The sequence below is a fragment of the Shewanella septentrionalis genome, from assembly GCF_025370265.1.
In the GTDB taxonomy this organism is placed as follows: Bacteria; Pseudomonadota; Gammaproteobacteria; order Enterobacterales; family Shewanellaceae; genus Shewanella; species Shewanella hafniensis.
Genome location: NZ_JAMTCC010000029.1, coordinates 23,593 through 47,886 on the forward strand (window position 1 = coordinate 23,593; position 24,294 = coordinate 47,886).

A 24,294-nucleotide genomic window follows, 5' to 3' on the forward strand; every position below is an offset into this window, starting at 1 on the left:
AGGCTCACAAAGGGAGTTTTTAGGACTAATACTCTTCAAGGACGATATTATGAAACTTAACATTGCCGCCATACTTATGCTCAACGTTTGTTTGTTCACTACTGTCAACGTAAAAGCTGCAGATAAACAATCGACGAACATTACATCTAATGCAAATTCAACCTGTACTGGAGCCTATCCAAGTTACTTCCAAGACCCCGCGTTCAATAAAACAGGTATGTGGGACAATCAAGTCATCATCAACCAAGCTTATTCAGGCTGGAAGGGACCCATTTTTAGCTTGAGCGACGCTTATTCGAGTGCACAGCAAGATAATGCTGCACCTTGGCTTGAATTTAATCCCTTCGATAAAAATCTGAGTGAAAGTGATAAAAATACCCAAGCGTGGAAATACCTTTGGGCTGTGATGAAGTACATCCAAGAGGGAAATATCGACAAAGGTGATATCAGCAAGGACTGGGATCTGTGTAATAACAAGGTACGCTCTTGGTATCATATTCCCTACCAAACCTATGATCCCATGAGTGGACGGGAATTTATCCACGGCTTGACCCGCGAAGCCCCCGTCACTATGGCGATAAAAGGCCAAGGCGATTTGAAAACCACTATGTGGGCGGTGGGGTTTTATAATCCGCAAGCGGCAAATAGTATTGGCAAGGTATGGACTGGGGCGCCATCGCCTGTAATGCCGCAGCAAAATTTTGCATTTAATGAAGGTAGTGTGATTGGCAAGTTACTGTTCACTACCGCAACGCCCAATAATTATCCTTTCCTCGAAAACGTACCCGTTTGGCAAGCCAATATCAGTGCCAGTGATTTCTGCGAATGTAAAAATGCCGATGGCAGTGCTTGCAGTTTCCAACAGGAAACAGAGCAATGCCCGCGCTCTGTCGCCGATGTGTACTTATTGCAGTTTGACATCGCAGTGCGTGACAGCCGCTCGCCCGTGGGCTGGGCCTATGGCACTTTTGTCGCCGATGGCCAGTTTAAAGCGAAAGAGAAAAATCCTTGGGATCGTATCTCTCCACTGGGATTAATGTGGGGGAATGACACGCCGCCAGCCACAGTAGGAGCGGCAGGATTCCCTCAAAATCCAATCACAGGGCTTAAGGATAGCGCGGTATTTCAAGAGGTGGTTGGTCGCTTGAATGAGCACACCAATGCGGGACACTTAGGGTGTAACGGGCGTTTAAATGGCCCCGCGGATAACGCATTAAGTAGCTGTTTATCTTGCCATCAAACCGCATCCGTTCCTGATAGCACTAATAATACACCGGCAATCATGTACCAATTTGCCTCGTATCAAGAGCCGGGTAGTGGTCAATGCTTAACATCGCCCAGCGCCCTCGATTTATCGATTGACCAAGTGTATTTCAAAACCTTTATGTGCTCAGCATCCTTTGTTGGGCCAAGCAACATAGTCCCCGTACCTAAATATGCCCAAGGGCAAAAAGAGTGGATTTCAACTGACTTTTCATTACAGCTCAGCATCAGTCTCACCCAGTGGCAAGAATGGCAAGAAGACCAAGATAACCTGAAAAAGAACATCAAAGTGCGCGTATTCGAGGGCACTTTACCTTCTCGCTAATGTTGGCATTTATGTAACTAATTGTATTTGGTACGCCATATTTTAATTCGCAGCATATTTTTACTTTTATATTGTATTTCAATAGCAAGGGACTCAAATAGAGTCCCTTTTGCTATTTTAGGGATTAAGAATATGTAGTTTGTTTTGCTGGCTAGCATTCTGTAAGTGCATGAATACCTTGATAACTACTGTAAAGGTTAATTTTATGTGATAATTTGTCGGTATTTTGAACTCACAGACGCAAGAGGGAAGCATGCTGACTATTTCTAATCTCACTAAAACCTATGATAACGGTGTTAAAGCACTCGATGGTGTTGATTTAACGATTGCCAAGGGGATGTTTGGTTTACTCGGACCCAATGGCGCGGGCAAGTCATCACTGATGCGTACCATTGCCGCCCTGCAAAGCGCAGATAGCGGTAGCATAGTGTTTGACGGTATTGATGTATTAGCCGACCCTCAAGCGCTGCGTAAAACCTTAGGTTATTTACCCCAGGACTTTAATGTTTATCCGCGTATTAGCGCCTATGACCTGTTAGATCATTTAGCCATTCTTAAGGGCATTAATCAGAGCAAGCTGCGTAAAGAAGCGGTTGAAGGATTGCTGGCTCACACCAATCTTTATCAGCATAAAAATAAAGCCGTGAGTGGTTTCTCTGGCGGTATGCGTCAGCGCTTTGGTATTGCGCAGGCCTTGCTTGGTGATCCTAAGCTATTGATTGTGGACGAGCCTACCGCGGGTCTCGATCCTGAAGAACGTAACCGTTTCCATAACTTGTTGGTGAGTTTAGGCGAGGAAAAAGTGGTGATCCTCTCAACGCATATTGTTGAGGATGTATCTGAACTCTGCGCCAATATGGCGGTATTAGCATCGGGTAAAATTCTGCTTCAAGGCAATCCTCACCAATTAGTGAGTGAGTTAACGGAAAAGATTTGGACTAAGACTGTGACTCAAGCACAGGCGCAGGAACTCGAAGCGCAATTGCCAGTGATTTCTAAGCGGTTATTCGCGGGCCGCACAGTACTGAATGTGATGGCAGAAACCTGCCCCGAAGGATTTACCCCAGCGACAGCTGGGCTGGAAGATCTGTATTTTTCGACCTTACACAGTCATCGCCGTCAGGCTGCCTAGGGAGATATCAATATGTTGTTATCAATGCTTAGGTTTGAGTGGCGTTACTATTTACGTCAGCCATCCTTTTATGTTGTTTCTTTTCTATTGTTTTTAATGAGTTTTCTATCTGTCGCATCTAACAATATCCAAATTGGTAGCGGCGGCGAGGTGATGAAAAACAGCCCATTTGGTATTACTCAAACCATGTTGATCATGGGATTAATTTCCATGTTTGCCGTGGTGAATTTTGTGGGCAGCACGGCTATCCGCAATCATCAGCATTTGATGGAGGAGCTGATTTATAGCAAACCCCTGTCGCCATTTGCATATCAATTTGGCCGCTTTTTAGGCAGTTTTGTTGTAGTGATGATGGTATTTGCGTTTATTCCCATCGGCTTAATACTCGGCTCCTTTATGCCATGGGTCGATGCGAGCCGCTTTGGGCCCTTTGCGTTATCGAATTATCTTGTGCCGTATTTTTTGCTCGCCATGCCGAGTTTGCTGCTGATCTCCACTCTTTTCTATGCGATGGCAAGTCGTTTTCGTTCTTTAATGGCGCTTTATCTGACTGCAGTAGCTATGTTGGTGCTCTATACCCTAACGGGTGAAATGGCGAGCCAGCCACAATATCGCACTATAGCAGCTTTACTTGATCCCTTTGCGCTGCGCACTTTTGCCGAAGTGACCCGTTATTGGACCATTAGCGAGAAGAATAACCAGTTAATTGAATTCTCGGGGTTAGTGCTGCAAAACCGCGCGTTATGGTTTGGGATTGCCTGCGTGTTACTGGCGGTTTCTGGGATTTTTCGTCAGCCGAGCTTGACCAAGAAGCGTGAGAAAAAATCTGATAAAGCGGGAGTCATGCCCAGCTTAGTGCCTTTGGCACAATTGGCTATGGCAACTGAACCTAATGGTCGCCAGCAATTTTGGACGCGCGTTAAATTTGAAGTACGCCAAGTGCTGTTTACCGCACCATTTGTGGTGTTAGGTGTACTGACTATTTTCAATTTAGTCGGCCCTATGTTCGATGATTTTGGTTGGTATGGCACATCTAACTGGCCACTTACCCAAGATATGGTAAATAACATTGCCGGCGCGACGGGGTTATTGATGGTGATAGTGCTGATTTATTACAGCGCAGAAATCGTCTGGCGTGAACGCAGTTCAGGAATGGGGGATATCGTCGACAGCGTTCCTGTATCAAACTTAAGTTTTTGGGGCTCAAAGCTCGTGTCTGTGGTCATAGTGATGACCTTGCTGTATGTGCTCGCTATGTGTACCACCATTGTTTTCCAACTGATAAAAGGTCAAGCCAATCTTGAGATTGCTCAATACCTTATCAGGCTGGGTTTTTATTATCTTTTGCCGCTGTTGATGACTGCTGTGCTGGCGTTTTTCTTACAAGTGCTGAGCCCCAACAAATACGCAGGTATGGGGCTATTTGTTGCTTATTATTTAACGACGTTTGTCATGGCAAACTGGGGATTTGGCCATAGCCTGTATAACTTTGGTCAATCGCCAACCTTAACTTACTCCGATATGAACGGCTACGGCTGGGGCTTATTAAGCCATGCACTCTATATGATTTACTGGGGGGCTTTTAGCCTTATCCTGTTTGTTTTAGGTTATGGTTTGTATCATCGCGGACCGCAGCAGAGTCTTAAGACTCGTCTGAGCTTACTGGGTTATCAGCTTGGTTTTAGTGGCAAAGCCATTGTGAGTGTTGCCTTAGTGGTGTTTTTGGGTATGGGCAGTTATTTGTTCTACCAGACCAAAGTGGTGAATCAGTTCCTCACTCAAGATGAGACCACAGATCTGCAAGCCGATTATGAGAAGGCCTTTAAGCAATACCAAGACATGCCGATTTTAGTGACCACTAAGGTTAATGCGAATGTCGATATTTTCCCTGAAGATCGCAAAATTGTCGCTAAGGTGATGTTTGAATGGCAAAACAAGTCGGATAAACCGATCGAGAAGATGCTAGTGCAATTACCCGAACACACTCAGGCAGATACGGTAAAAATCAATATTCCTAATGCTAACTTAGGTGAGTTTGATAGCCGCTATCGTAATACTTGGCTGACCTTTTCGACGCCAGTGCAGCCTAGGCAAGTGGTGCAAGGGGATATCCAATTAGTACGCGAGTCGGTGGGTGTTGCTGAATCTGGCTTTGATATGTCAGTGGTTGAAAATGGCACTTTCATCAATAACTTCGAGCTATTGCCGCTCTTTGGTTATCAAGATGGCTATGAGCTTATGGATCGCCACGAGCGCCAAAAACGCGATTTAGCCGAAAAAGCACGTGCGAACAAACTTGAGGACAGTCGCCATTACACGCAAAACTTCTTTGGTGTTGATGGTGATTTCATTCAATTTGAAGCCACTATTTCGACAAGTGCTGATCAAATTGCATTAGCACCAGGATATTTGCAAAAACAGTGGCAGCAGGATGGACGTCAGTATTTCCATTATTCGATGGACAGCCCTATGGTGAACTTCTACGCCATTATTTCGGGTCGTTATCAGGTAGAAAAAACCGAGCATAATGGTGTCGCCGTTGAGGTCTATTACCACGCAGATCATCCTTGGAACGTTGCGCGCATGATAGAGTCGGTTAAAGATTCTATCGATTACTACACACAAGCATTTGGGCCTTATCAACATAAGCAAATGCGAATTATGGAGTTTCCGGGTTACCGTAGTTTTGCACAAAGTTTTGCTAATACAGTACCTTACTCAGAGCGTATTGGTTTTATTACTGATTTACGCAATGAGGATAATATCGATCCTGTGTATTACGTCACCGCCCATGAAGTGGCGCATCAATGGTGGGGACACCAAGTGGGTGCTGCGGATGTGCAGGGCAGTGCTGTGATCTCTGAAAGCTTGTCGCAGTATTCGGCGTTGATGGTGTTGGAGAAAAAGTACGGCGATAAAATGATCCGTAAATTCTTGAAATATGAATTAGATAGATATTTACGTGGCCGTTCATCCGAGTCAATAAAAGAGATGCCTTTGCTGCGCAGTGAAAATCAGCAGTACATTCATTATCAGAAAGGCTCAGTGGTGATGATGGCGATTAAAGATGTGTTAGGTGAAGCGAAACTCAACGCGAATCTCAAAGCATTTTTAGCGCGTTATCAGTATCGTAACGATCCATTCCCAACCACGTTGGATTTGGTGAGTTACCTTGAGCAAGGGACAGATGAAGCGCAGGCTCGCTTTATCGATGAGTCTTTTAATGAGATTACGCTCTACGATCTTAGGTTAACCAATGCGGTAATGACGACTCTGCCAGATGGTAAGACGCAAATTGAGCTGACGGTCTATGCCAGCCGCAAGGTGGCCAGTGGTAAAGGTGAAGAAACTGAACAACCTTTAGATGCCATGATTGATATCGGCGCCTTTAGTGCCGATCCCGATAAGTTGAAGGACGATAAACAGGTGTTATTGATTGAGAAGCACAGGCTGGTCAGTGGCGAAAACAAGCTGACGATCACTTTGGCTGAGAAGCCCAGTTATGTGGGAGTCGATCCCTTTGTGAAACTCATCGATAGAGATGCGAAGGACAATATCTTTAAGCTGTAAATCAGTTATCAAACAAGCGCTTTAAAACCTACGCACTATCCGGCCTGAATGGCCAGATAGTGCGTTTTTTATGACAATACCCTTGGCTCATTTTGAAATTAATGCAAATTAGCTTGTTCTTCGCCGCTGTTTTTCCTAATGTGATTGCAAATGATTTTCAATGAGGCGTGTTATGAATACCCATCTGCAGTTACAGGTAAACCATTGGCTTGAAAATGATCCTGACCCTCGCACTCAATCCCAATTACAAACCCTAGTTGATAGCGGCAATGAAGCCGAACTCGCAGCGCGCTTTGCGGGTCGTTTAGAGTTTGGTACCGCAGGATTACGCGGGGTGGTCGGCGCTGGGCCTATGGGGATGAACCGTTTGGTGATCCGCCAAACCTCTGCTGGCCTTGGTGCTTATCTACTTGATCAGATTAAAGATGCAGCCGAGCGTGGCGTAGTGATTGGTTATGATGGTCGCCACGATTCATTTAATTTTGCCCATGATGCGGCGAGTGTGCTCACCGCTATGGGGATTAAGGTACGCTTAACGTCCAAAGTAGCGCCAACGCCGCTAGTGGCCTTTGGGGTAAAACATTTTAATGCGGCAGCAGGCATTGTGGTGACCGCGAGTCATAACCCGCCGCAATACAATGGCTATAAAGTCTATTGGGAGAATGGCGCGCAGATTATTCCGCCCCACGACTCTGGCATTGCCGCGCAAATTGAGCGCGCCGCAAATCAAGCGATTCCGTTTTTAGAGCATGATGACGCGGTAAAACAAGGTAAGTTAATTATCCTGCAGGACGATTTTTACCAAAGCTATCGTCATGGCGTGCAGCAAGCTGAGGTGCTGCAAAACCATACGGCTCCAGAAAAGGTCAGTTTAGCCTATACCGCCATGCACGGCGTGGGCGCTGAAATGGCTGAAACCGTATTGAAAGATGCGGGTTTCACTCAAGTGTATTCGGTAGCCTCCCAGCGCGAACCCGATGGGGATTTCCCGACGGTGAACTTCCCCAATCCGGAAGAAAAGGGCGCGATGGATTTAGTGATTGCTGAGGCGAAAAAACACGGCGCTATGCTCGCCTGTGCTAACGATCCCGATGCCGACCGTTTTGCGGTCGCAGTGCGTCGTGATGATGGCGAATACCAGATGCTGACGGGCGATCAAGTCGGTGTGCTCTTTGGGCATTACTTATTATCTCATGCCAAAGATCATCAACGTCTTACGGGCACAACGATAGTGTCATCGAGTCTGTTATCTAAAATTGCTCAAGGGTTTGGCACGCAAAGCTTTACCACGCTCACCGGCTTTAAGTGGCTGATGAATGTGGGTATCGCGAAAACGTCCCCTGAGGATCAATTCCTGTTTGCCTATGAAGAAGCCCTTGGTTACACAGTTGGCAGCATGGTGTGGGATAAAGATGGCTTGTCGGCGCTGGTGGCATTTGCCCAATTAACTGCCGAGCTGGTGGCGAAGGGGCAAACGATTTGGGACAGACTCGAGCAAATTTACCGTGAGCATGGCTTCCATCTCAATGCACAGGTGAGTATTGCACTAAAACCTGACACGCCTAATATTGGCGCCTATTTACGCGAACATCCCCCAGTGAAGATTGGTGAGCATGACGTGCTCTCAACCGATGATTTAAAAGCCCTTGAGCGTCGTTTTGCCGATGGTAGCGTTGAGAAAATCGACTTGCCACCGAGCGATGTATTAACCTACTGCTTAGCGGGTGGCGCTCGGGTAATCGTTAGGCCTTCGGGCACTGAACCCAAAATTAAGTGCTACTACGAAGTGGTCGAAACTATGGTCGATACGGATACCTTAGCCAGTGCCCAAGCGAGAGCGAGCAAAGCCATGGATGATTTTATTCAGGCGCACCAAGCCAGTTTGCCAAAGTAACGCTTTTAACTGCTAAGCCAAAACCCTCAACATTTACTTTTATTAAAAGGCTACTGACATCATGCTGTCAGTAGCCTTGTTTTATTCTTGTTGTCGCCCGTTAATGATTCAGTCCTGAATTTTATAAATAAGGTTTTGAATCATTGATATTTTTCAACAAGGAGAAAGTGAAAATGTTATCTATTGCACCGTTAGTTTGGGGTGAAATTCCAGTCAGTGACATGAACCGTGCCGTTGCTTTTTATCAGCAGCATTTTGGGGTTGAGTTTAAACGTGACGATATGGAAGATATGGAATATGCGACCATAGTCACCGAAGATGCGAGTGCGGCGAGCATAGGGTTAGTCAAATGCAGCATGAGTCAGCCGTCAATGCAAGGCAGCACTGTGTATCTGCATTTCAGCGCACAATTGCAACCTTTAGTGGATAAACTTATCGCAGCGGAGGTGACAATTATCCTGCCAGTCACACCGATTAAAGACGGTGAGTGTGGTTATATCGCCTTATTTGCCGATAGCGAAGGTAACAAAGTGGGTCTGTGGTCTAAGGATAAGTAGTCTCGAGTGATTAATGTATTAGCGTCGTGGCCTTAAGGCACGACGCTAAAATCACGCAATTAACTAAAGCATGGGTTTAGATTTCTATGGAAGAAACAAAGATGGATGTGGTTTACATTGATGCTCGACCGCTACTTGGGCTGAGCACCCGCACGAACAATCGGGCCGAAATGTGCGCCGATAGCGCTAAAATTGGCAATTTATGGCAAGCCTTTTTTGAATCATCCCAGCTCACGGCTATGCTCAATTCGCCCATGTATGGCGTGTATTATGACTATGAGTCAGACATGAATGGCGAGTTTGCTGTGCTGGTGGGCAAGGCAATTGATGCCCCAGTCGAGGCAAATCACTTCACGTCGCTGGAGCTTGAAGCTGGTAAGTACCTTAAATTCAGCGGTCAAGGTGACATGCCACAATGTGTTATCGATCTTTGGGGACAAGTGTGGGGCTATTTTAGTGCTAACGATTGTCCGCATCAGCGCCGTTATCAAACTGATTTTGAAGTCTATCTCAGCGCCACTGAGGTGGAGATTTATATCGGGATTTTATGATTTAAATCGTAAACTATCACTCAAGTGAGTATCAGGATATGCCAGTGATTTATGTAAACTCACAATGCTTAATCAACGGATAGGCAACTAAAGGATTAAATCAGAGTCAATGCGCCGCGCCGACCGCCTATTTCAAATAGTGCAAATTCTTAAACATAAACGCCTGACCACAGCCCAAGAGTTGGCTGAACGGTTAGAGGTGTCCACGCGTACGATTTACCGTGACGTGCAGGATTTGTGTTTAAGTGGCATTCCCATTGAAGGAGAGGCGGGTGTCGGCTATTTGTTGCGCCACGAGGTGAATGTTCCTCCCTTGATGTTTAACGAAGCCGAACTCGAAGCGATTCAAGTTGGCATGCGTATGGTGCAAACTTGGGGTGGTAAGGAGCTTGGTAGCGCTGCGAGGCAGGCGATGATCAAAGTCGAAGCCGTACTGCCAAAACGATTACAAGCCTATCAATCCTTGATGTTTTCACCGGATTTTTACCTCGACTCCAATGAGTTCCAATTCCTCGATCCGCTGCGTAACTCAGCTCAGCGCCGCGAATACGTCAAACTCTTCTATCAAGACGTCAAACTCGATGTCACCGAGCGTGAAGTGCGCCCGCTCGCCATCTATTTTTGGCGTGGCACTTGGACCTTACTGACCTGGTGTGAGCTGCGTTCGGCTTTTCGTAATTTCAGGGTTGATCGCATCACGGGTCTTGTACGGCTGAACCGTCATTTTGACCTAGCACCAGGGCAAGAGTTGGAAGATTATATTTGCCTGATGGATGAACAATCGAAGGCGCGAGCCGAAGTAAAAGATAAGCCACTCGAATGAGTGGCTTGTTAATACATTTCTAATTTTCTAGTAACATTCTGGTAATTCGCTAGTTGTATCGAGATCTCTTAGATACTAGTGTCAGAGCTGTTATTAAGAGCCTAAGCTCACCATTTTAATTGTTTAACATGACTTCGCTTGATTGCGAAATATTCAGTTTTTTGATTAAACCATCTTCATCATTATTTTGGATTTCGCCGACGGCAACTTGAATATTACGACTCAGTCCTAATTTTTGAGCGCTTTTAGGACGATTAGCAATATCTTCATCCGTTAGCGGATAGGATTCACTGGCATCGATATTAAATTGACTCGAATCTATTGCGGTAAATTTACCGCTGATAGGTGCGCCATGTTGTCTAACAATATTCGCTAATTGCCACTCAAAACCACTTTTTGACTGTGCCGAACTAATCGCTGCAGGCCAATCCCATACACCATAACCGTTTATATCTTGATGAAGATATTGATCGACTAAGGCTTCTGGCCCATTTAAGTTATTCGCATTCGCTCCGCCAAAGGTGTAAGGGAAGTTAGGTCTATTTGTCGGATGATTAATATGCGCATTACCTCCCCATTTTAAGAAGTTCTCATATTTTATATCGTACATCATATATAAACTTGAGGTGTATGGAACATCCGCTTTTTGTTTAAACAGAGTGATTGAGATATAACGTTTGCTGCGAGGCGGCATAATTGCGCGGTACTGTGCCTGACTCGAAATCGTTGTACTTTTACCGTCAGTTTCACTCCAGCCTTGGCTGGCGGAAAATTCGGCACTGATTTCAGAACTCGCTCCACCTATTCCTGGAATACCCACTTCATATTTATTGGTTACGCCAATTTTCTCGGAGAAGGAGAAATTATCGGTTTTGGCCCAGCTAGTGGTGTAATCATAGTTTAGAGTGGCGACACCGGTATCTTCGGTATCACCCCAGTTGTAAATCACTACGGGAGCCGTATAAATAGCTTCACGATCATAAACTTGAGGTGAACCTAACTGAAGGTTTTGAGGATTAGTTACAAAATGGATATTTTGTAAATTCACCTTCAAACGCTCATTCGCTCTGTAGCCGCTTGCATAAGGATCATTGCCGTTATAGCGGGCTTTAAGACTGTATTCGTTGCTCGATTCTCTTCTGACTTCGATATCTTCACCAACATACTGGGATGCAGTACCGCCAGCCCACGCATATCCAAGATGGTGTCCCAAGGAGAATAACGAGCTGATAAACGAGGGGTCGTTAATCACATCATTTTTAAGCGAATCAAGATCAGGGGCAGCGTGTTCTACCATTGACAGTTTTGGAATAGTATTCGGAATAGCTGCTTCGGCCAACAAAGAAACAGTTCCAAGTGCGGTTAAACAGGATAAAGTTAATATACTCAGGCTAGATTTTGTTCTCATGATTGTTCCTTTATTTTAATAAAATACGTCCTTTCATTGAGAGCGCCGATGGCAATTATATGTAGTCCAAAATCATATAAATAATCATTACTGCTAGGCACATCTAAAAACTAGCACTTTTATTTTTATTAAACAAAGTAAAAATATATTAATTTAAATGGTGTTTAATTTAGGTTAAAAGTGTTAATTGTTTTATTTTTAAACGGTATTTTAAACTTTATAATTTAGTGTATTTACTTTAAATTTTAATGGGTTGATTTTTATTCTTGGATTGATATTAATGGCATGGCGTATTAAATATTTATGCTGAATTTTATGTGGAAAACTTTTTAAATGGACTCTTTGTACCGAGATTTATATCGATAGTTATACCGAGAGTTATATCGAAAGCTATACCGAGATAAATACTGTAATAGATACAGTAAATAACATGTTTGAGCGGAAGTCTTTAGGGAATGAATAGTGTGAATATGGCTAGGTTAAGTATTTTCTCTTTGTGGTTTGAGTCTTTGTTATTGCAGACAAATCTCATCTCTCTCCATTATAGTCGATGTATGAAAGGCCGTTAAAGTCGCTACTTTTTTTGTAGATCCATAAGGGCATAGAGACATGAAGATTGTGGAAGATAAAGATAATGTGAAAGTGATTTTCTAATACACGAGTATCTGAGGGGATGAAGTTGGGTAAAAGTGTGGTAGAGGCGGTATAAGTGCTTGTGCAAGAGCCAGTGCCACAGAGGGCACTGGCTCTTTGTTTTCTTAATGGATCAAGAAAAACAGTCCCATACTCAACACTGTGGTCAGCAAGGTATTACGGGTGACGAGCGCGAGTATCGTCGCGACCACGGCGCAGATGAGATAGCTGTTGTCTAAGCTGAGATCGAGCTGGCCTTCTTGCACAAATACTATGGGCGCGAAGATAGCGGTCAATACTGCAGGGGCTGAGTAACTTAAAAAAGTTTGGGTGCCCTTACTTAATCGCAGCGGTAATTTAGGTTCGAGCAGTAAATGACGACTGATAAACACAACCGCCGCCATTGAGAAAATCATTAACCAAATCATGCTTTTTCTCCTGATGCACTATTTGTCTTAGTCCCAGTTGCTGCTTGGATTTGTGTGCTTGCTAGCTCAGTTGCGGGTTGTTGTGCGCGTTCCGCTTCCTTGGTCACTTTGGCGTAAAGTACGCCAGCTGTCATTCCGGCTATGGCGGCGATCAGTAATCCCGCTTGAATTTCAAATAAGGCGCATACCACGGCAAGGGTGAGCGAGACTAATACACAGACGAGAATCGACGGTTTTTTTACCGTGGGCACGACCAGCGCGATAAAGGTGGCGGCGATGGCGAAATCGAGCCCAAGTTCGCCTAAGTTCTCGATAGCATTGCCCGCCACTATGCCAAGCAAGGTTGCTATGTTCCAGCCGATATAGAAACTCAAGCCGCCGCCGAGTGCATACCAAGGGTCGAACTTATGCAACTTGCCTTGATTAGCGATGGCAAACAGTTCATCCGTGAGCAAAAAGCCCAATGTCAGGCGCCACTTTAATGGCAAGGGACTGATTTGACTGCGCATCGCCATCGCATATAACAGATGGCGCGAGGTGATGAGTAGCGTAGTAATTAAGATACTCCACAGACCAATACCAGCTTTGACCATGCCGAGCGCCACTAACTGAGCCGCGCCCGCGAAGATAATGGCTGACATGGCTTGGCTTTCAATGGGCGTGAGCCCAACCTCAATAGCGAAAGAGCCCGCTAAAATGCCCCAAGGAACCACTGCTATTGTCAGCGGCATCATGGCCAAGGTGCCTTTTAAAAAAGCCTTGGCTTTTGTGGGATGCGCGGGAGAAACATCGGGTTCTATAAGCTTGTCGGTGGTCACTTTGGCTCCTAAAAATTGCGGCGACACTAGGGCCGCTGTTAAACAATGAATGCTGGGATAAGGTTTGCTTGCTCTGTTATTACCGCTCAGTTACGACTCTTTCTTAGAGACTAGTGTTTAGCCATGGCAGACCTGTTATTAGCCGGCCTGTTATTAGGGATAGAAAGCAAGCATGAGCATGGCAGATTAACCTAAAGTGATTGTTTAGGCTTGGATAATATTGCGGCCTATTTCTTTGGCAAATTGCCCCGGCGTTACGCCGACGGTCTTTTTAAAATGCCGATTCAAATGGCTTTGATCGTGAAAACCACAATCGAGGGCGACATCAAGCAGCCGTGTGCCTTGCTTGATTTTCCCCTTGGCGAGTCTCACTCTGGCCTGAATTTGGTAAGCGTGGGGCGGTAAGCCGTAACAACGCTGAAATTGCTTGAGTAAATAATAGGGGCTTAATCCTGCAAGCGTTGCCAGCTCTTCAAGGGAAATATCGGCCGCAGGATGATCGTCGATAAAGGATTTCACCAGCGCCAATGAAGGCTTAGCTATTGCCGCGAGGTTGTCGCTTGGGCGATGCTTGCCATGGCGCGCCATTAACTGCATTAGGCTTGAATAGACTAAGCTTTCACGCAGCAAGCGATTATCCGATGTATCTAAGGTATTAAAGGTGAGGCGCAGCAGTTCGGCTAATTCGGGATCGTACACTACGGGATCTGGGAAATAGGGCGCTCCGCTGTTTGCTAGCTCACTGTTTATATTGGCAAACTGCGCGGGTACTGGATACATGGCACGATAGGACCAACCGCTCTCAGTGGCGCTACAGCCATTATGCACTTCATCAGCATTGACGAGAATGATGCTGTGCTTTGGCGCCACATGGTTGCCACCAGTGCGATAAAAACGCTGCGCACCCGTTTCAATCACGCCGACTGTGTAACCTTCGTGGGTGTGCCGACTAAAATTTTGTTTATGGTAGTGGGCATTGAGTAACTCCAGGCCACCTAATTCATCGGCAATCTGGTAGGCCGCATGTTCTGTATTCATTAAGCCTCCTTTCTTGAATGGATGAATGGGCGGGTTATGCCTGATAGTAACCCAGAAATCCTCAGCGCTTTTGTACAAAATTGCGCATATTGGATTTTGTTCTGCGCTTAATGGCGGTTTATTAATCATTATTGCTAATATTGGTCACTTGATATTAGCCAGTTGATGTATTTGTCTCTTGATATATTAGCCAGTTGATATTTGGGGGCCCAGTCTTGGTCGCGACTGGCTTTGCTTAGGTCGCCTGCTGTAATGGAGTCAGATCCGCGCCCGCGATGGCGTGTAGATGCTGAGTGATTTTCTCTATCGGCCAATCCCACCAAGCGATGGTCACGAGCTCATCTATCACATCTTGCTCGAATCTGAGCTTGATGACAGTGGCAGGATTACCGCCAACTACAGCGTAGGGCGGCACATCTTTTGTCACCACGGATTGACTGGCAACAATGGCGCCGTGGCCAATTTTCACTCCAGGCATGATAGTGGCGTTATAACCAATCCACACATCGTTACCGATACAGGTGTCGCCTTTATGGGGTAAATCGGTGGGATCTGGCATTACTTTTTCCCAGCCATTGCCGAAGATATAAAAGGGATAAGTCGAAAAGCCAGACACTTGATGATTGGCGCCATTCATAATGAATTTCACGTCTTTCGCAATAGCGCAGAATTTACCAATAATCAGTTTATCGCCAACAAAGTCAAAGTGATAAAGCACATTCGACTCAAATCTTTCAGGCCCTGCAGGATCGTCATAGTAAGTATAATCGCCGACGATAATGTTCTCGCGAGTAATAAAGTTTTTAAGAAAGCCAACCTGAGGGAAGCCTTTCATCGGCGCTTTATCGTTGGGATTTGGGCCTAATTGGGAATGGGTTGTTGTGTCAGGCATAACGGTCTCCATCGTTAAAGTACGTCTTAACTCGTGCATTCTTTTATAAGATTGATGTGCGAATTTGTGGTGCCTATTGCGGTGTTGATTGTGGTGCCTATTGCAGTGGTGCCTGTGGTGGTGTTGATAGCGGGATGAGTCGGATTAATACTCGCCCGTCACCACAAGTGTATTTTCAATAGGTTCAACCACTAAGGCAAGCGTAGTTTTGTCTCGCATAAAGCCGACAGAGCAAATTGCCATCGCGCCGTTACCACAGGTTATTTCAGGGTAATCTTCTGTCATTGGCGTTTCATCTTCTGCTACGGGCGCTAATACCCAGCCAGCAGCTAATAAACTCGATTTCACCTCAGCATACTTTTTACCCCATAACGCGCTGCTGTCCTGTGCTTGAGCAAATTGAGGCAATGCGCCAAGACTTAGCATGATCAGTGGGAGAATGATTTTTCGCATATAAGGCCTTAGTTCCTATGTGGTTTCGGGGATGATTGATGGTTAATTTTTAAAGGCTAAATCAACGTCGTGGGGCTTCACCCCACACCCCAATCCCATTAAGCCTTTGGTATGGCAGATAGTCTGTTACTCACAATTAGGGCATTCTAACAATTTAACAATGAGTGTCTTGTTAAATCTTTCTTCGTTAAATAATTTAAAAGCAAAGTCAAAGTCGTGGGGCTTCACCCCACACCCGACCAAGAGGGGATCAACAGCAATCCCCTCTTGGATCTCCCTTGCCGCCCCCAACGGAGTTGAAAGCCCCTTGGGCATTAAGCGTCCTTATGCTATCGCGTCAGACGCTCGTCCCTGATTCGACTGACGCTATCTCGGCTTCCCTGCCTCGCTCACGCAACGAACGCAAATGCCCTGCGGCAACTCCGAGGGGAAGGTGAACTCCTTCAGCTTTTGTGTTGTTTGCAAGTCATGCAAAGTAAACCGAGTAATGCTTACAACCACTTTTAGACATTTAACAATGGGTGTCTCTTTAAATTATCCCAAATCCAACAAATCCGCATTAGGTAATGCGACCATTATTCGCTGTGGTCGCCAAAGCCGCGCCGCCGACCGCCGTATGATGGCCGCAGAAATGGATATCAGCCCCAGTGTGCTGGCGAAGCTGGTTCCATTGGATAATGTGATGAAGGATATGAATACCAATCAGGTAGTAAAGGGAAATATTCAAGGAGGCAAAATAGAAATAGTTAAATTGTGCACATAAACTAAGAAAAATAGTTCATTGATTAAGTTTGTTCATATGATTAACATTAGTAAAACCAACCTACTATTATACATTTATGAGCACAGTAAAACTAAAAGACTACAGGCCTTTTCAAATTATTTCTATTATTGGTTTTATTATATTTACCATATCATCAATCTCGATAATAATTAATGATGTTTTGGAATATGACTCTAAGCTGTGTGCCTCAAACATCTGCTTTTCCTATTTTACCAGTCTATTCAGTTTTCCAATTGATGTGGCGAAGGCTACAGTTGCATTACTTGCACTAGCAGCTCTCTTGCATAAAAGTGAGGAAACTCAGTATCAAATTAAAATATCAATATCACAAAATACTTATAGCAATTATTTTCATCATCGAAAAATAATTAATGAAGAGTTGGATAGTAAACTATTGGATAGTAAACTATTGGATAGTGATGTAAAGATTGTTAGCTTTAACTCTTTTTACAATCTTTTATTCCCAAAAAACAAACCAAATAAATTTGAATTTACATCAGACATAAATGATGTTGAAGTTCTATATAGGGATTTTTTTGACAATTTATTTAGTCAAAGTTCCTTTGCCAGAATTTATGGTCGTGGAGGTAGCTTAGGAACTGGTGTTGTTCGGCTTGGAAGTGTAAGCATTAAAGATAAATTTGATATTATTCGCGAGTTTGATGATGCGATTTTTGAACTGCTTGAGTCTCTTGGTTTAAGGGTTGCTACTGAACATTACACATTGAATAAAAGCTATGCAGTTTATAAAAGTAGAGCCCTTTCATTAGAGGAGTTTAGTACCGTAGAATATGAAAGTATATCAAGTTATGATATATCAAAAATGTTAATTCTTATACGGAACATTGGAGAGGTAATCAATAAATTATCATACTCTAATAGAGAGTTAAGTTTTTTAACTGTCGGGGATGACATATTTAGACAAAAATTTAGCACTAAAGACACATTTTTTATGGTTGTGGGTAATATAGATGCTCAAAAGAAAAAAATAATTAAAGATATAATTCAACCATAATCACTCACGTACCCGTTAACGGGTACGCTTTTCTCCTGCCTAAAATCTTCGTGTACCTATAAGCGTATTTAGCCAACGCTGTGAAGCGTTGGCACGTTAGCCCGCCGTGAGGCAGCGTATCCCAAGGGGAAAACCATGCTTAACTTTTGTGGCGATTGCTGTCGGCGTGTTTGTGGCGTTAATCGCGTCCCGTCTGTTCGTCGTTTAATTGATTAAGGGGTAGAACAAGCGCAATAGCTAAACTTCCATCTTTTTAAAACGTTGCCGCAGATTACACCGAAATTTGCCAAGGGCGAATTCCATTGCTGACGTGACCTTCGATGACATGGATGTCATCGTAGAGCCGCCATGGATGGCTTCACGGCGTGTCACGGAAGCAGTTGAATTCGGCGTACCTGCTACAGGTGCAGAGTGCTTTGTTTTTGTTATTTAACGTAAGGTTTCGCTAATTTTGTGCCGTGAATCAAATCAGCCGCAAAGATCTTTGCGACTGTTTTGCTATTTGAAACTTTTTATCTGAAAGCCGCTATTGGGAAATTCACTCTTCACAACTCACTATTCAGAAACCATCGCCATGAGTGCGGGTAAAAACTCGTTATCTAGTGCGGCGATTTCACTTTGTTCAACAAGCACTTGATTGAGGATGTCATGGCTGGTGAGGGGGTTGGCGAGTACTACGCGAAACACCACGGTCGCTTGTCTAAAATAGCGGGCGGGCTGAATACGGGTGCGGGAGACGAAGGATTTACCCTGTTCGCGTTGGTGCTTTTGAATAAACTGAGTAAGACCATCGAGCAGCTCGTTAAAGCGGGCGAGTCTTAAGGTGTCTGCTTGCTCACAGGCCAGCTTCATGGCGGCTTGGACGCGGGCGGGGACATAACGGTAAGTCAGCAGACACAGTTCTGGTTCAGTAACCAGCTCAAAATCCTCATGGGCTTTGATTTGTTCGGCAAAATAACGGGCTTTTTCAAGGCTGTTATTGATTAAGATTTCATACCCATCGCGGCCGATGATCTGTAAGCAAGCGTGCACTAACATCGCCATGCCGGGGCGTGAGCCTTCCAGCGTTTGGCTGCCGAGATCCTTTGAACCACGGCGCAGAATATATTCGGCGTGGTGGGCAATGGCGTGGGCAAACTCTGGGTCTTTAAATAACACCATGCCTGCGCCCATAGGCACGTACATTTGTTTGTGGGCATCGATGGTAACTGAGTCTGCAAGTTCGATACCTGCAAGTAAGTGGCGGTATTTATTGGATAATAAACTTGCGCCGCCCCAAGCTGCATCCACATGGAAATGACAATTTAACTCTTTTGCCAGCGCCGCTAACTCTGTCAGTGGGTCAACATTACCGGTTTCTGTGGTGCCCGCCACGCCAACAATCGCTAACACTTTGATGTTTTTACTGGCAAGTTCAAGGGAGGCTTGGCGCATTTTCGCTACATCGACCTTGTTATCGCTGCCCGTGGGAATGCTGATGATATTATCGCGGCCAATGCCAAGCAGATCGACGGCTTTGCCTAGCGAATAGTGGCCTCGCTCCGAGACCAAAATCGCTAAATCGTCATAGCCATAGTGGTGCAGTGCCTTGAGTAAGCCTTCGCGGCTGACGCCTTTAAACTCACCATCGGCTTTCAATAATTGGTTACGGGCAATCCACAGGGCGGTGATGTTGGCCACTGTGCCGCCGGAGCAAAATGCGCCGAGGGAATGATTGGCGCTGTGCATCCAGCTTTGATAAAAATCCGTATCTTGGTCGTAAATCAAATGGTGCATCATGCCGAGCACTTGGCGCTCAAGCGGCGTAAAAGCCTTCGAGGTTTCGATTTTGACCAGATTTTGATTGAGTCCCACCATCATTTTCGACAGCGGCAACACAAAGTAGGGCAGTGCCGACGTCATGTGGCCGATAAAACTCGGTGCCGCTGTGTGTACCGAATGCGCCACCAGATTTTGCATAATTTCGTCGGTGTAATCGGAAACAAAACGCGGCTGAGTTGGGATCTCAAAGGCTTGAAAATCGGTTTCAATTTCCGACAAGGGTTTTTCGAGCGCGGCGATACTGTCACCCAAAAAGCCTGCTAAGTCCTCGGAGAGCTTCTGCTCGATAATACTCAGCGTTGATCCTGCATCTTCCGGTGCAGTAAAAATGCGGAGCAGACTTTCTTCGGATGCTGTGGCTTGGCGAGGGAGTTTCTGGGTCATGGGGCTTGCCGTCTATTAATTTTTATAGTGAAACCGCAAATTGGCTCGAAGAGTATAACGGACCAGTGACTTTCGACCAGTGATGCGCGATCAGTGACTCTCAAAATGTTCAATCAGCGGAATACCAAAAAGGGAGCTCACTTTACTGCAAGGCCTTTTAGGCATCAAGCACTAAAATTTGTGTTACCAAAGCGTTGCGGCCTAAATAAGCAAAGGCGCCGTAATGGCGCCTTTATTCAAGTCATCAAACTGAAGGAATAACTCAAGCACTAGCTCGAGTATTAGCGCTGGCCCAACATGAGTACCGCGCCGATATTTCGGGCGGTATTGCAAAGGTTTAACTTGGCATTGGCCAGTACATCATCGAGCGGACTTAAGTGCGGAATGATAGGGAAGATAGCCGCCATACCGTGATCCAATATGGCATTGGCGTTGTCACCTAGGCAGCCCGCGATACCGATAGTAGGAATGCCCTGCAGTTGGGCTTGCTTTAACACACCCATCGGGGTTTTTCCAAACACGGTTTGCCCGTCGATGCGGCCTTCACCTGTGATCACTAAATCAGCGCCACGGATTTTGTCAGCAAGGCCAACGGTTTTCATTACAATTTCAACACCGGGTTTAAGTTCGGCATTTAAAAAAGCCATCACGCCAAGACCCATACCGCCCGCAGCACCTGCACCCGCATGTTCACGGTGATCTGTCATGCCACTTTGGGCAATCACATCGGCATAATGGGATAGCGCTAAATCGAGCTGCTTAACCATCGCAGGCGTTGCGCCTTTTTGCGGGCCAAAAATCGCCGATGCACCACGCTCACCGCACAGCGGATTGTCAACATCGCAGGCGACTTCGAAGCTGCACTCACGTAACAGCGGATGAGCGTTTGAGACATCGATTTGGGCAAGGTTCGCCAGCGCCGCGCCGCCAGAAGGCAAGGTTTTACCTTGGCTATCGAGCAATAAAATGTCCAGCGCTTGGGCCATACCCGCGCCGCCATCGTTGGTGGCACTGCCGCCTAGACCTAAAATGATGTGCTTTATCCCCCGATTAAGCGCATCACAAATCAGCTCGCCCGTACCGTAACTGGTGGTCATCAGCGGGTTACGTTGCTCCCTTGGCACATGGTGCAGACCAGAGGCCGAGGCCATTTCAATCACGGCAATCGCGCCAGTATTTGGAACCGTTGCAGAGCCATCATTAGAGCGACTATCCGAGTCATTATTCGAGTCACTATTTGATAGATTACCAAGAATGCCATAGTGCGCTTGCACCCTATGCCCCAGTGGGCCCATGACCTCTAGGCTGACAATACTGCCGCCCGTGGCATCGACCATAGATTGCACTGTGCCTTCGCCGCCATCGGCAACGGGAATTTTGACTATGTCGCAGTCGGGTATCACTTGTCTTAAGCCTTGCTCGATGGCGTTAGCTACTTCGAGTGCGCTTAAGCTTTCTTTAAATGAGTCGGGGGCGATAACTATTTTCATTAAAAATCCTACAGCTAAATGGGATAAAACAGGGCTCAATGTTGAACACTAAACCCAATGCCACTTACGTTGGGTACAACAGTTTTCCTGTGCAAACACTGAAGGATATAAACGTATTAATATCCATCACTGGCACATTGAACTGTTGCAATTATTTGGGCGATAAAAAAGATATCTTGGGCGCGGTTAGCGCCCAAGGGAAAAGCTTGAATCAAGGTTAAATCACTATTAGAGCAAGACTAAGCTGAGCACATACACAGTCAACATGGCGGTGATACCTTGAATAAGGGTTGCCATGGTTTGTGCTTTGTAAGCTTGTTTCACACTCATGCGGCTGAATTGAGTGACGACCCAGAAGAAGCTGTCATTGGCGTGGGAAACCGTCATTGCACCGGCACCAATCGCCATAACCGTTAATACGCGGCCCATATCGCTGCCAAGGCCAATATCACCGAGCATAGGCGCAACCAGTGCCGAGGTTGCGACTAATGCCACAGTCGATGAACCCTGCGCCGATTTAAGCGCCGCGGCGACGATAAAGGGCATAAAGATACCGATACCGAGTGCCGACAGTGATGTGCCTAAAAAGTCACCGATAGGCGTAGCTTTCAAGACAGCACCAAAGGCGCCGCCTGCACCTGTGATTAAAATAATCGGCGCGGCTGTGACTAACCCTTGGCTGATGCGCTCGCTAAATTCACTGATCTTATTCTCACCTTTTAATAACGACAGGGATAAGAATAGGCCAATCATCAGAGCGTTAACGGGCTGACCGAGGAACACTAGCGCGTCAAATAACCCTGCTTTACCTAAAGGCGCTGAAGGGAAGTTAGCGATAGAACCTAAACAAATTAATACGATAGGTACAAAAATCGGTGCGAAGGCTTTTAATGGGCTGGGCAGGGTGCCATAGCTTTTTTTCAGGGTTTCATAGTCACTCGCTTCCGCTTTAAGCTCCTGCGCACCTTCACCGTCTGGTTCAACATCGGCAAAACGGTTCGCCCATAACATGCCCGCTAATGCGGCAACGGCGGCCACAAAAAGACCCACGCCAATCACTAAGCCTAAGTTCGACTCTAAGCCTAAGTTACCCGCAGCGGCGATAGGACCCGGCGTTGGCGGTACAAAGGTGTGAGTGGCATACAGGCCCGTGGCTAAGGCAACGCTCATGGAGACGCTAGAGACCTTCATGCGATTGGCCATCGATTGTTTTAGCGAGTTCAAGATCACAAAGCCCGAGTCACAAAAGACTGGAATAGACACTAGATAGCCGATGACCGACATAGTTAATGTCGGGAAGCGTTTACCTAATACCTTGATCACCACATCAGCCATGGTAATGGCGGCGCCGCTTTTTTCTAGAATAATACCTATGATAGTCCCCAAGACGATCACAAGGCCGATATAACCTAAGATACCGCCAAAACCTGTAGTGATGGTTTTAGCGATTTCTCCGCTCGGTAAGCCATAGGCGAACGCCGCGATAAAGGCGGCCAGAATTAAGGTTAAAAAGGGGTGGAGTTTAAATTTTGAGGTCGCGATAACAATAAATGCAATCACGCCGATAAGAATAAGCACTAAGTTCATATTATGTCCCGTTCAGTTCTTGGCTGAAGTTTTTGAGTAAGTTTTTTGACTTATATTGTAGGGCGCAGTGCTTATTTGGGCCTGAGTCCAAATGAGGGCTGCTTTAAGGTTATCCTATTTTAAGATCATCCTATTATTGTGCAGGCATGCTTGAATAGCTTTGGCTAAACCCACGGAATTACCGCGTTATGTTTCGCCATTTTTGTGCTCACGCACAAAAATGCTTAGGTGAATTCGAATGTAAGAGGAGGCGTTTTGTCGATAAGGGGGGCTTGTCGGTTAAGGGTTGGCAAATAGGGCTATTTGCCAACCTTAAATAGGAGGGATTTGGCTTAACTCGTCGTTTTATTGGCGACGAATAAAAGATTCTACATAGGCAGCGGTGCGAGCATTGAGTATCGGATCTGCAGACGCGGCAATGCCCTTAGGTAATAACAGCGGGTTGAAAATACCTTTATCGCACTGTTGCACTTGGGGATCGCTATCTCGCTCACCGTTAATCACCACTTGGCCAACCAGCAAACGCTGGCGAGTCTCAGGCCAAATCACGGTAGGGTCATTAATCTCATCGCCCGTTTCAGCCAGTTGAATATAGAGGTTCCATTGTGCCGGCTGGGTTTTAATGCGCTCGAGCAATTCTGCCTTTAAAAAATCGTCACCCAGATTAGCAAGTTCGCTGGCTGATAGTGCAGCTGTGCCCGCGACAGGTTCAAAAATCCACTTACCCGCAACCGTTTCACCTTGCTGAGCGCCGCCTTTTTGGGTGCTAAACAGGAAGCTATTCACGCCGTAGTAGCGGCTGTTGGCAAAACTTGGGCTAGGAGGCAGCTGTTTGACATAGTCGAAAAAGGCTTTAGCGCTGGGTTGATTGTCGATAAGCCACTGTTTACCTTCTGCGCCTTGTTTCACTTTGGTCTGAAAGGTAAAAAAGTCTTCTAGATTACTGGCGAAGAAAACGGGGACGTTAGTGGTAACAAAGTTAAGGTTTTCTTTATCGCCATCTATTTTGAGTGACATAAAGCGCCCAGCGGTTTTATCGGAGATCTGTGGATTCGTGCCACCAAGGGAAAAACGGGCAGTGACTTTAATGGCATCTTGATTAAAAAACGGAATCGCCAGTGTTTGTTGTAATTGCGGATCCGGTTTAAAAGTGCCTGAGGTGCAAAATCCTTTCGTGTGATTACGCAGTTTAACCTTTTTACCCGCCTCGCGACTTGCCGCATCGGGCGTGCCATTCACGGCATCAACCAGCTCTGGAATGGTTTTTTCGGCTGCGACTAATGTCGGTGAAGTTAGCGCTAAGCCTGTGATGAGGCAGGCTTTGGCGAGTAAAGTCAGTTTGAATGGGGTCATTGCAATTCCTTTCAATGGTCTAGGTCGAGCGTTCGACATGTCGACGCGAGATTGTTATTAGAAACTATAGGAAAG

Annotated in this window: 19 protein-coding genes; 9 read left to right on the forward strand and 10 right to left on the reverse strand. The window is 45.8% G+C overall.

Annotated features, from left to right (window positions below):
* The first annotated feature begins 49 nt into the window (after positions 1-49).
* The 7 genes from NE536_RS16115 (at position 50) to NE536_RS16145 (ending at position 10,115) form a co-directional block, all read left to right on the forward strand.
* On the forward strand, positions 50-1,588 hold the full coding sequence (locus tag NE536_RS16115; RefSeq protein ID WP_261273315.1) for a hypothetical protein: 1,539 nt from the start codon (positions 50-52) through the stop codon (positions 1,586-1,588).
* A 253-nt stretch (positions 1,589-1,841) separates the two neighbouring features.
* Positions 1,842-2,720: an ABC transporter ATP-binding protein gene (locus tag NE536_RS16120; protein ID WP_261273316.1), complete on the forward strand. Its 879-nt coding sequence runs from the start codon at positions 1,842-1,844 to the stop codon at positions 2,718-2,720.
* Positions 2,721-2,732: 12 nt separating this feature from the next.
* Positions 2,733-6,290, forward strand: coding sequence for an ABC transporter permease/M1 family aminopeptidase (locus NE536_RS16125; RefSeq protein ID WP_261273317.1), 3,558 nt, complete (start codon positions 2,733-2,735; stop codon positions 6,288-6,290).
* A gap of 172 nt (positions 6,291-6,462) precedes the next feature.
* Entirely contained in the window at positions 6,463-8,184 is a 1,722-nt protein-coding gene (locus NE536_RS16130) for a phospho-sugar mutase (RefSeq protein WP_261273318.1), read from the forward strand.
* Positions 8,185-8,357: 173 nt separating this feature from the next.
* A complete protein-coding gene (locus NE536_RS16135; protein ID WP_006081088.1) occupies positions 8,358-8,741 on the forward strand; it encodes a VOC family protein in 384 nt (127 codons plus the stop codon).
* Between the two features lie 101 nt (positions 8,742-8,842).
* On the forward strand, positions 8,843-9,292 hold the full coding sequence (locus NE536_RS16140) for a GyrI-like domain-containing protein (protein WP_261273337.1): 450 nt from the start codon (positions 8,843-8,845) through the stop codon (positions 9,290-9,292).
* 109 nt (positions 9,293-9,401) lie between these two features.
* Complete coding sequence (locus NE536_RS16145; RefSeq protein ID WP_106650111.1) at positions 9,402-10,115, forward strand: helix-turn-helix transcriptional regulator; 714 nt, start codon at positions 9,402-9,404, stop codon at positions 10,113-10,115.
* Positions 10,116-10,230: 115 nt separating this feature from the next.
* Here NE536_RS16145 and NE536_RS16150 read toward each other — a convergent pair whose 3' ends face one another.
* The 6 genes from NE536_RS16150 to NE536_RS16175 all read right to left on the reverse strand — a co-directional run bounded on the left by NE536_RS16150 (position 10,231) and on the right by NE536_RS16175 (position 15,785).
* On the reverse strand, positions 10,231-11,523 hold the full coding sequence (locus NE536_RS16150; protein WP_261273319.1) for an aerolysin family beta-barrel pore-forming toxin: 1,293 nt from the start codon (positions 11,521-11,523) through the stop codon (positions 10,231-10,233).
* Positions 11,524-12,281: 758 nt separating this feature from the next.
* A complete protein-coding gene (locus tag NE536_RS16155) occupies positions 12,282-12,584 on the reverse strand; it encodes an AzlD domain-containing protein (RefSeq protein ID WP_107402198.1) in 303 nt (100 codons plus the stop codon).
* Positions 12,581-13,402, reverse strand: coding sequence for an AzlC family ABC transporter permease (locus tag NE536_RS16160; protein ID WP_261273320.1), 822 nt, complete (start codon positions 13,400-13,402; stop codon positions 12,581-12,583). Before NE536_RS16160 ends, NE536_RS16155 begins: the two co-directional genes overlap by 4 nt.
* A gap of 204 nt (positions 13,403-13,606) precedes the next feature.
* Positions 13,607-14,440 carry a helix-turn-helix domain-containing protein gene (locus NE536_RS16165; protein WP_261273321.1) on the reverse strand — a complete coding sequence of 278 codons (834 nt, stop codon included), beginning with the start codon at positions 14,438-14,440 and terminating at the stop codon, positions 13,607-13,609.
* Positions 14,441-14,675: 235 nt separating this feature from the next.
* Entirely contained in the window at positions 14,676-15,332 is a 657-nt protein-coding gene (locus tag NE536_RS16170; RefSeq protein ID WP_261273322.1) for a Vat family streptogramin A O-acetyltransferase, read from the reverse strand.
* 144 nt (positions 15,333-15,476) lie between these two features.
* Positions 15,477-15,785 carry a hypothetical protein gene (locus NE536_RS16175; protein WP_261273323.1) on the reverse strand — a complete coding sequence of 103 codons (309 nt, stop codon included), beginning with the start codon at positions 15,783-15,785 and terminating at the stop codon, positions 15,477-15,479.
* Positions 15,786-16,302: 517 nt separating this feature from the next.
* On the opposite strand from NE536_RS16175, the gene NE536_RS16180 reads away from it, so the two are divergent.
* Entirely contained in the window at positions 16,303-16,548 is a 246-nt protein-coding gene (locus tag NE536_RS16180; protein WP_261273324.1) for a hypothetical protein, read from the forward strand.
* A 76-nt stretch (positions 16,549-16,624) separates the two neighbouring features.
* Positions 16,625-17,584, forward strand: a complete 960-nt coding sequence (locus tag NE536_RS16185) for a hypothetical protein (protein ID WP_261273325.1) — start codon at positions 16,625-16,627, stop codon at positions 17,582-17,584.
* Between the two features lie 555 nt (positions 17,585-18,139).
* Here NE536_RS16185 and panP read toward each other — a convergent pair.
* The 4 genes from panP to NE536_RS16205 form a co-directional block, all read right to left on the reverse strand.
* The gene (gene panP / locus NE536_RS16190; protein WP_261273326.1) at positions 18,140-19,789 is read right to left on the reverse strand and encodes a pyridoxal-dependent aspartate 1-decarboxylase PanP; all 1,650 of its coding nucleotides are present in this window, start codon (positions 19,787-19,789) and stop codon (positions 18,140-18,142) included.
* Positions 19,790-20,070: 281 nt separating this feature from the next.
* A complete protein-coding gene (locus tag NE536_RS16195) occupies positions 20,071-21,279 on the reverse strand; it encodes a glycerate kinase (RefSeq protein WP_261273327.1) in 1,209 nt (402 codons plus the stop codon).
* A 228-nt stretch (positions 21,280-21,507) separates the two neighbouring features.
* A complete protein-coding gene (locus NE536_RS16200) occupies positions 21,508-22,866 on the reverse strand; it encodes a GntP family permease (protein WP_006081101.1) in 1,359 nt (452 codons plus the stop codon).
* 345 nt (positions 22,867-23,211) lie between these two features.
* Positions 23,212-24,219 (reverse strand): catalase family peroxidase, encoded by a 1,008-nt coding sequence (locus NE536_RS16205; RefSeq protein ID WP_261273328.1) that lies wholly within the window; start codon positions 24,217-24,219, stop codon positions 23,212-23,214.
* Positions 24,220-24,294: the final 75 nt, after the last annotated feature.

What these genes read in the sequence shown, in the direction of transcription:
- NE536_RS16115 (WP_261273315.1), top strand. Translation starts at nt 50, where the DNA reads ATGAAACTTAACATTGCCGCCATACTTATGCTCAACGTTTGTTTGTTC.
- NE536_RS16120 (WP_261273316.1), top strand. Translation starts at nt 1,842, where the DNA reads ATGCTGACTATTTCTAATCTCACTAAAACCTATGATAACGGTGTTAAA.
- NE536_RS16125 (WP_261273317.1), top strand. Translation starts at nt 2,733, where the DNA reads ATGTTGTTATCAATGCTTAGGTTTGAGTGGCGTTACTATTTACGTCAG.
- NE536_RS16130 (WP_261273318.1), top strand. Translation starts at nt 6,463, where the DNA reads ATGAATACCCATCTGCAGTTACAGGTAAACCATTGGCTTGAAAATGAT.
- NE536_RS16135 (WP_006081088.1), top strand. Translation starts at nt 8,358, where the DNA reads ATGTTATCTATTGCACCGTTAGTTTGGGGTGAAATTCCAGTCAGTGAC.
- NE536_RS16140 (WP_261273337.1), top strand. Translation starts at nt 8,843, where the DNA reads ATGGATGTGGTTTACATTGATGCTCGACCGCTACTTGGGCTGAGCACC.
- NE536_RS16145 (WP_106650111.1), top strand. Translation starts at nt 9,402, where the DNA reads ATGCGCCGCGCCGACCGCCTATTTCAAATAGTGCAAATTCTTAAACAT.
- NE536_RS16150 (WP_261273319.1), bottom strand. Translation starts at nt 11,523, where the DNA reads ATGAGAACAAAATCTAGCCTGAGTATATTAACTTTATCCTGTTTAACC.
- NE536_RS16155 (WP_107402198.1), bottom strand. Translation starts at nt 12,584, where the DNA reads ATGATTTGGTTAATGATTTTCTCAATGGCGGCGGTTGTGTTTATCAGT.
- NE536_RS16165 (WP_261273321.1), bottom strand. Translation starts at nt 14,440, where the DNA reads ATGAATACAGAACATGCGGCCTACCAGATTGCCGATGAATTAGGTGGC.
- NE536_RS16170 (WP_261273322.1), bottom strand. Translation starts at nt 15,332, where the DNA reads ATGCCTGACACAACAACCCATTCCCAATTAGGCCCAAATCCCAACGAT.
- NE536_RS16175 (WP_261273323.1), bottom strand. Translation starts at nt 15,785, where the DNA reads ATGCGAAAAATCATTCTCCCACTGATCATGCTAAGTCTTGGCGCATTG.
- NE536_RS16180 (WP_261273324.1), top strand. Translation starts at nt 16,303, where the DNA reads ATGGGTGTCTCTTTAAATTATCCCAAATCCAACAAATCCGCATTAGGT.
- NE536_RS16185 (WP_261273325.1), top strand. Translation starts at nt 16,625, where the DNA reads ATGAGCACAGTAAAACTAAAAGACTACAGGCCTTTTCAAATTATTTCT.
- panP (WP_261273326.1), bottom strand. Translation starts at nt 19,789, where the DNA reads ATGACCCAGAAACTCCCTCGCCAAGCCACAGCATCCGAAGAAAGTCTG.
- NE536_RS16195 (WP_261273327.1), bottom strand. Translation starts at nt 21,279, where the DNA reads ATGAAAATAGTTATCGCCCCCGACTCATTTAAAGAAAGCTTAAGCGCA.
- NE536_RS16200 (WP_006081101.1), bottom strand. Translation starts at nt 22,866, where the DNA reads ATGAACTTAGTGCTTATTCTTATCGGCGTGATTGCATTTATTGTTATC.
- NE536_RS16205 (WP_261273328.1), bottom strand. Translation starts at nt 24,219, where the DNA reads ATGACCCCATTCAAACTGACTTTACTCGCCAAAGCCTGCCTCATCACA.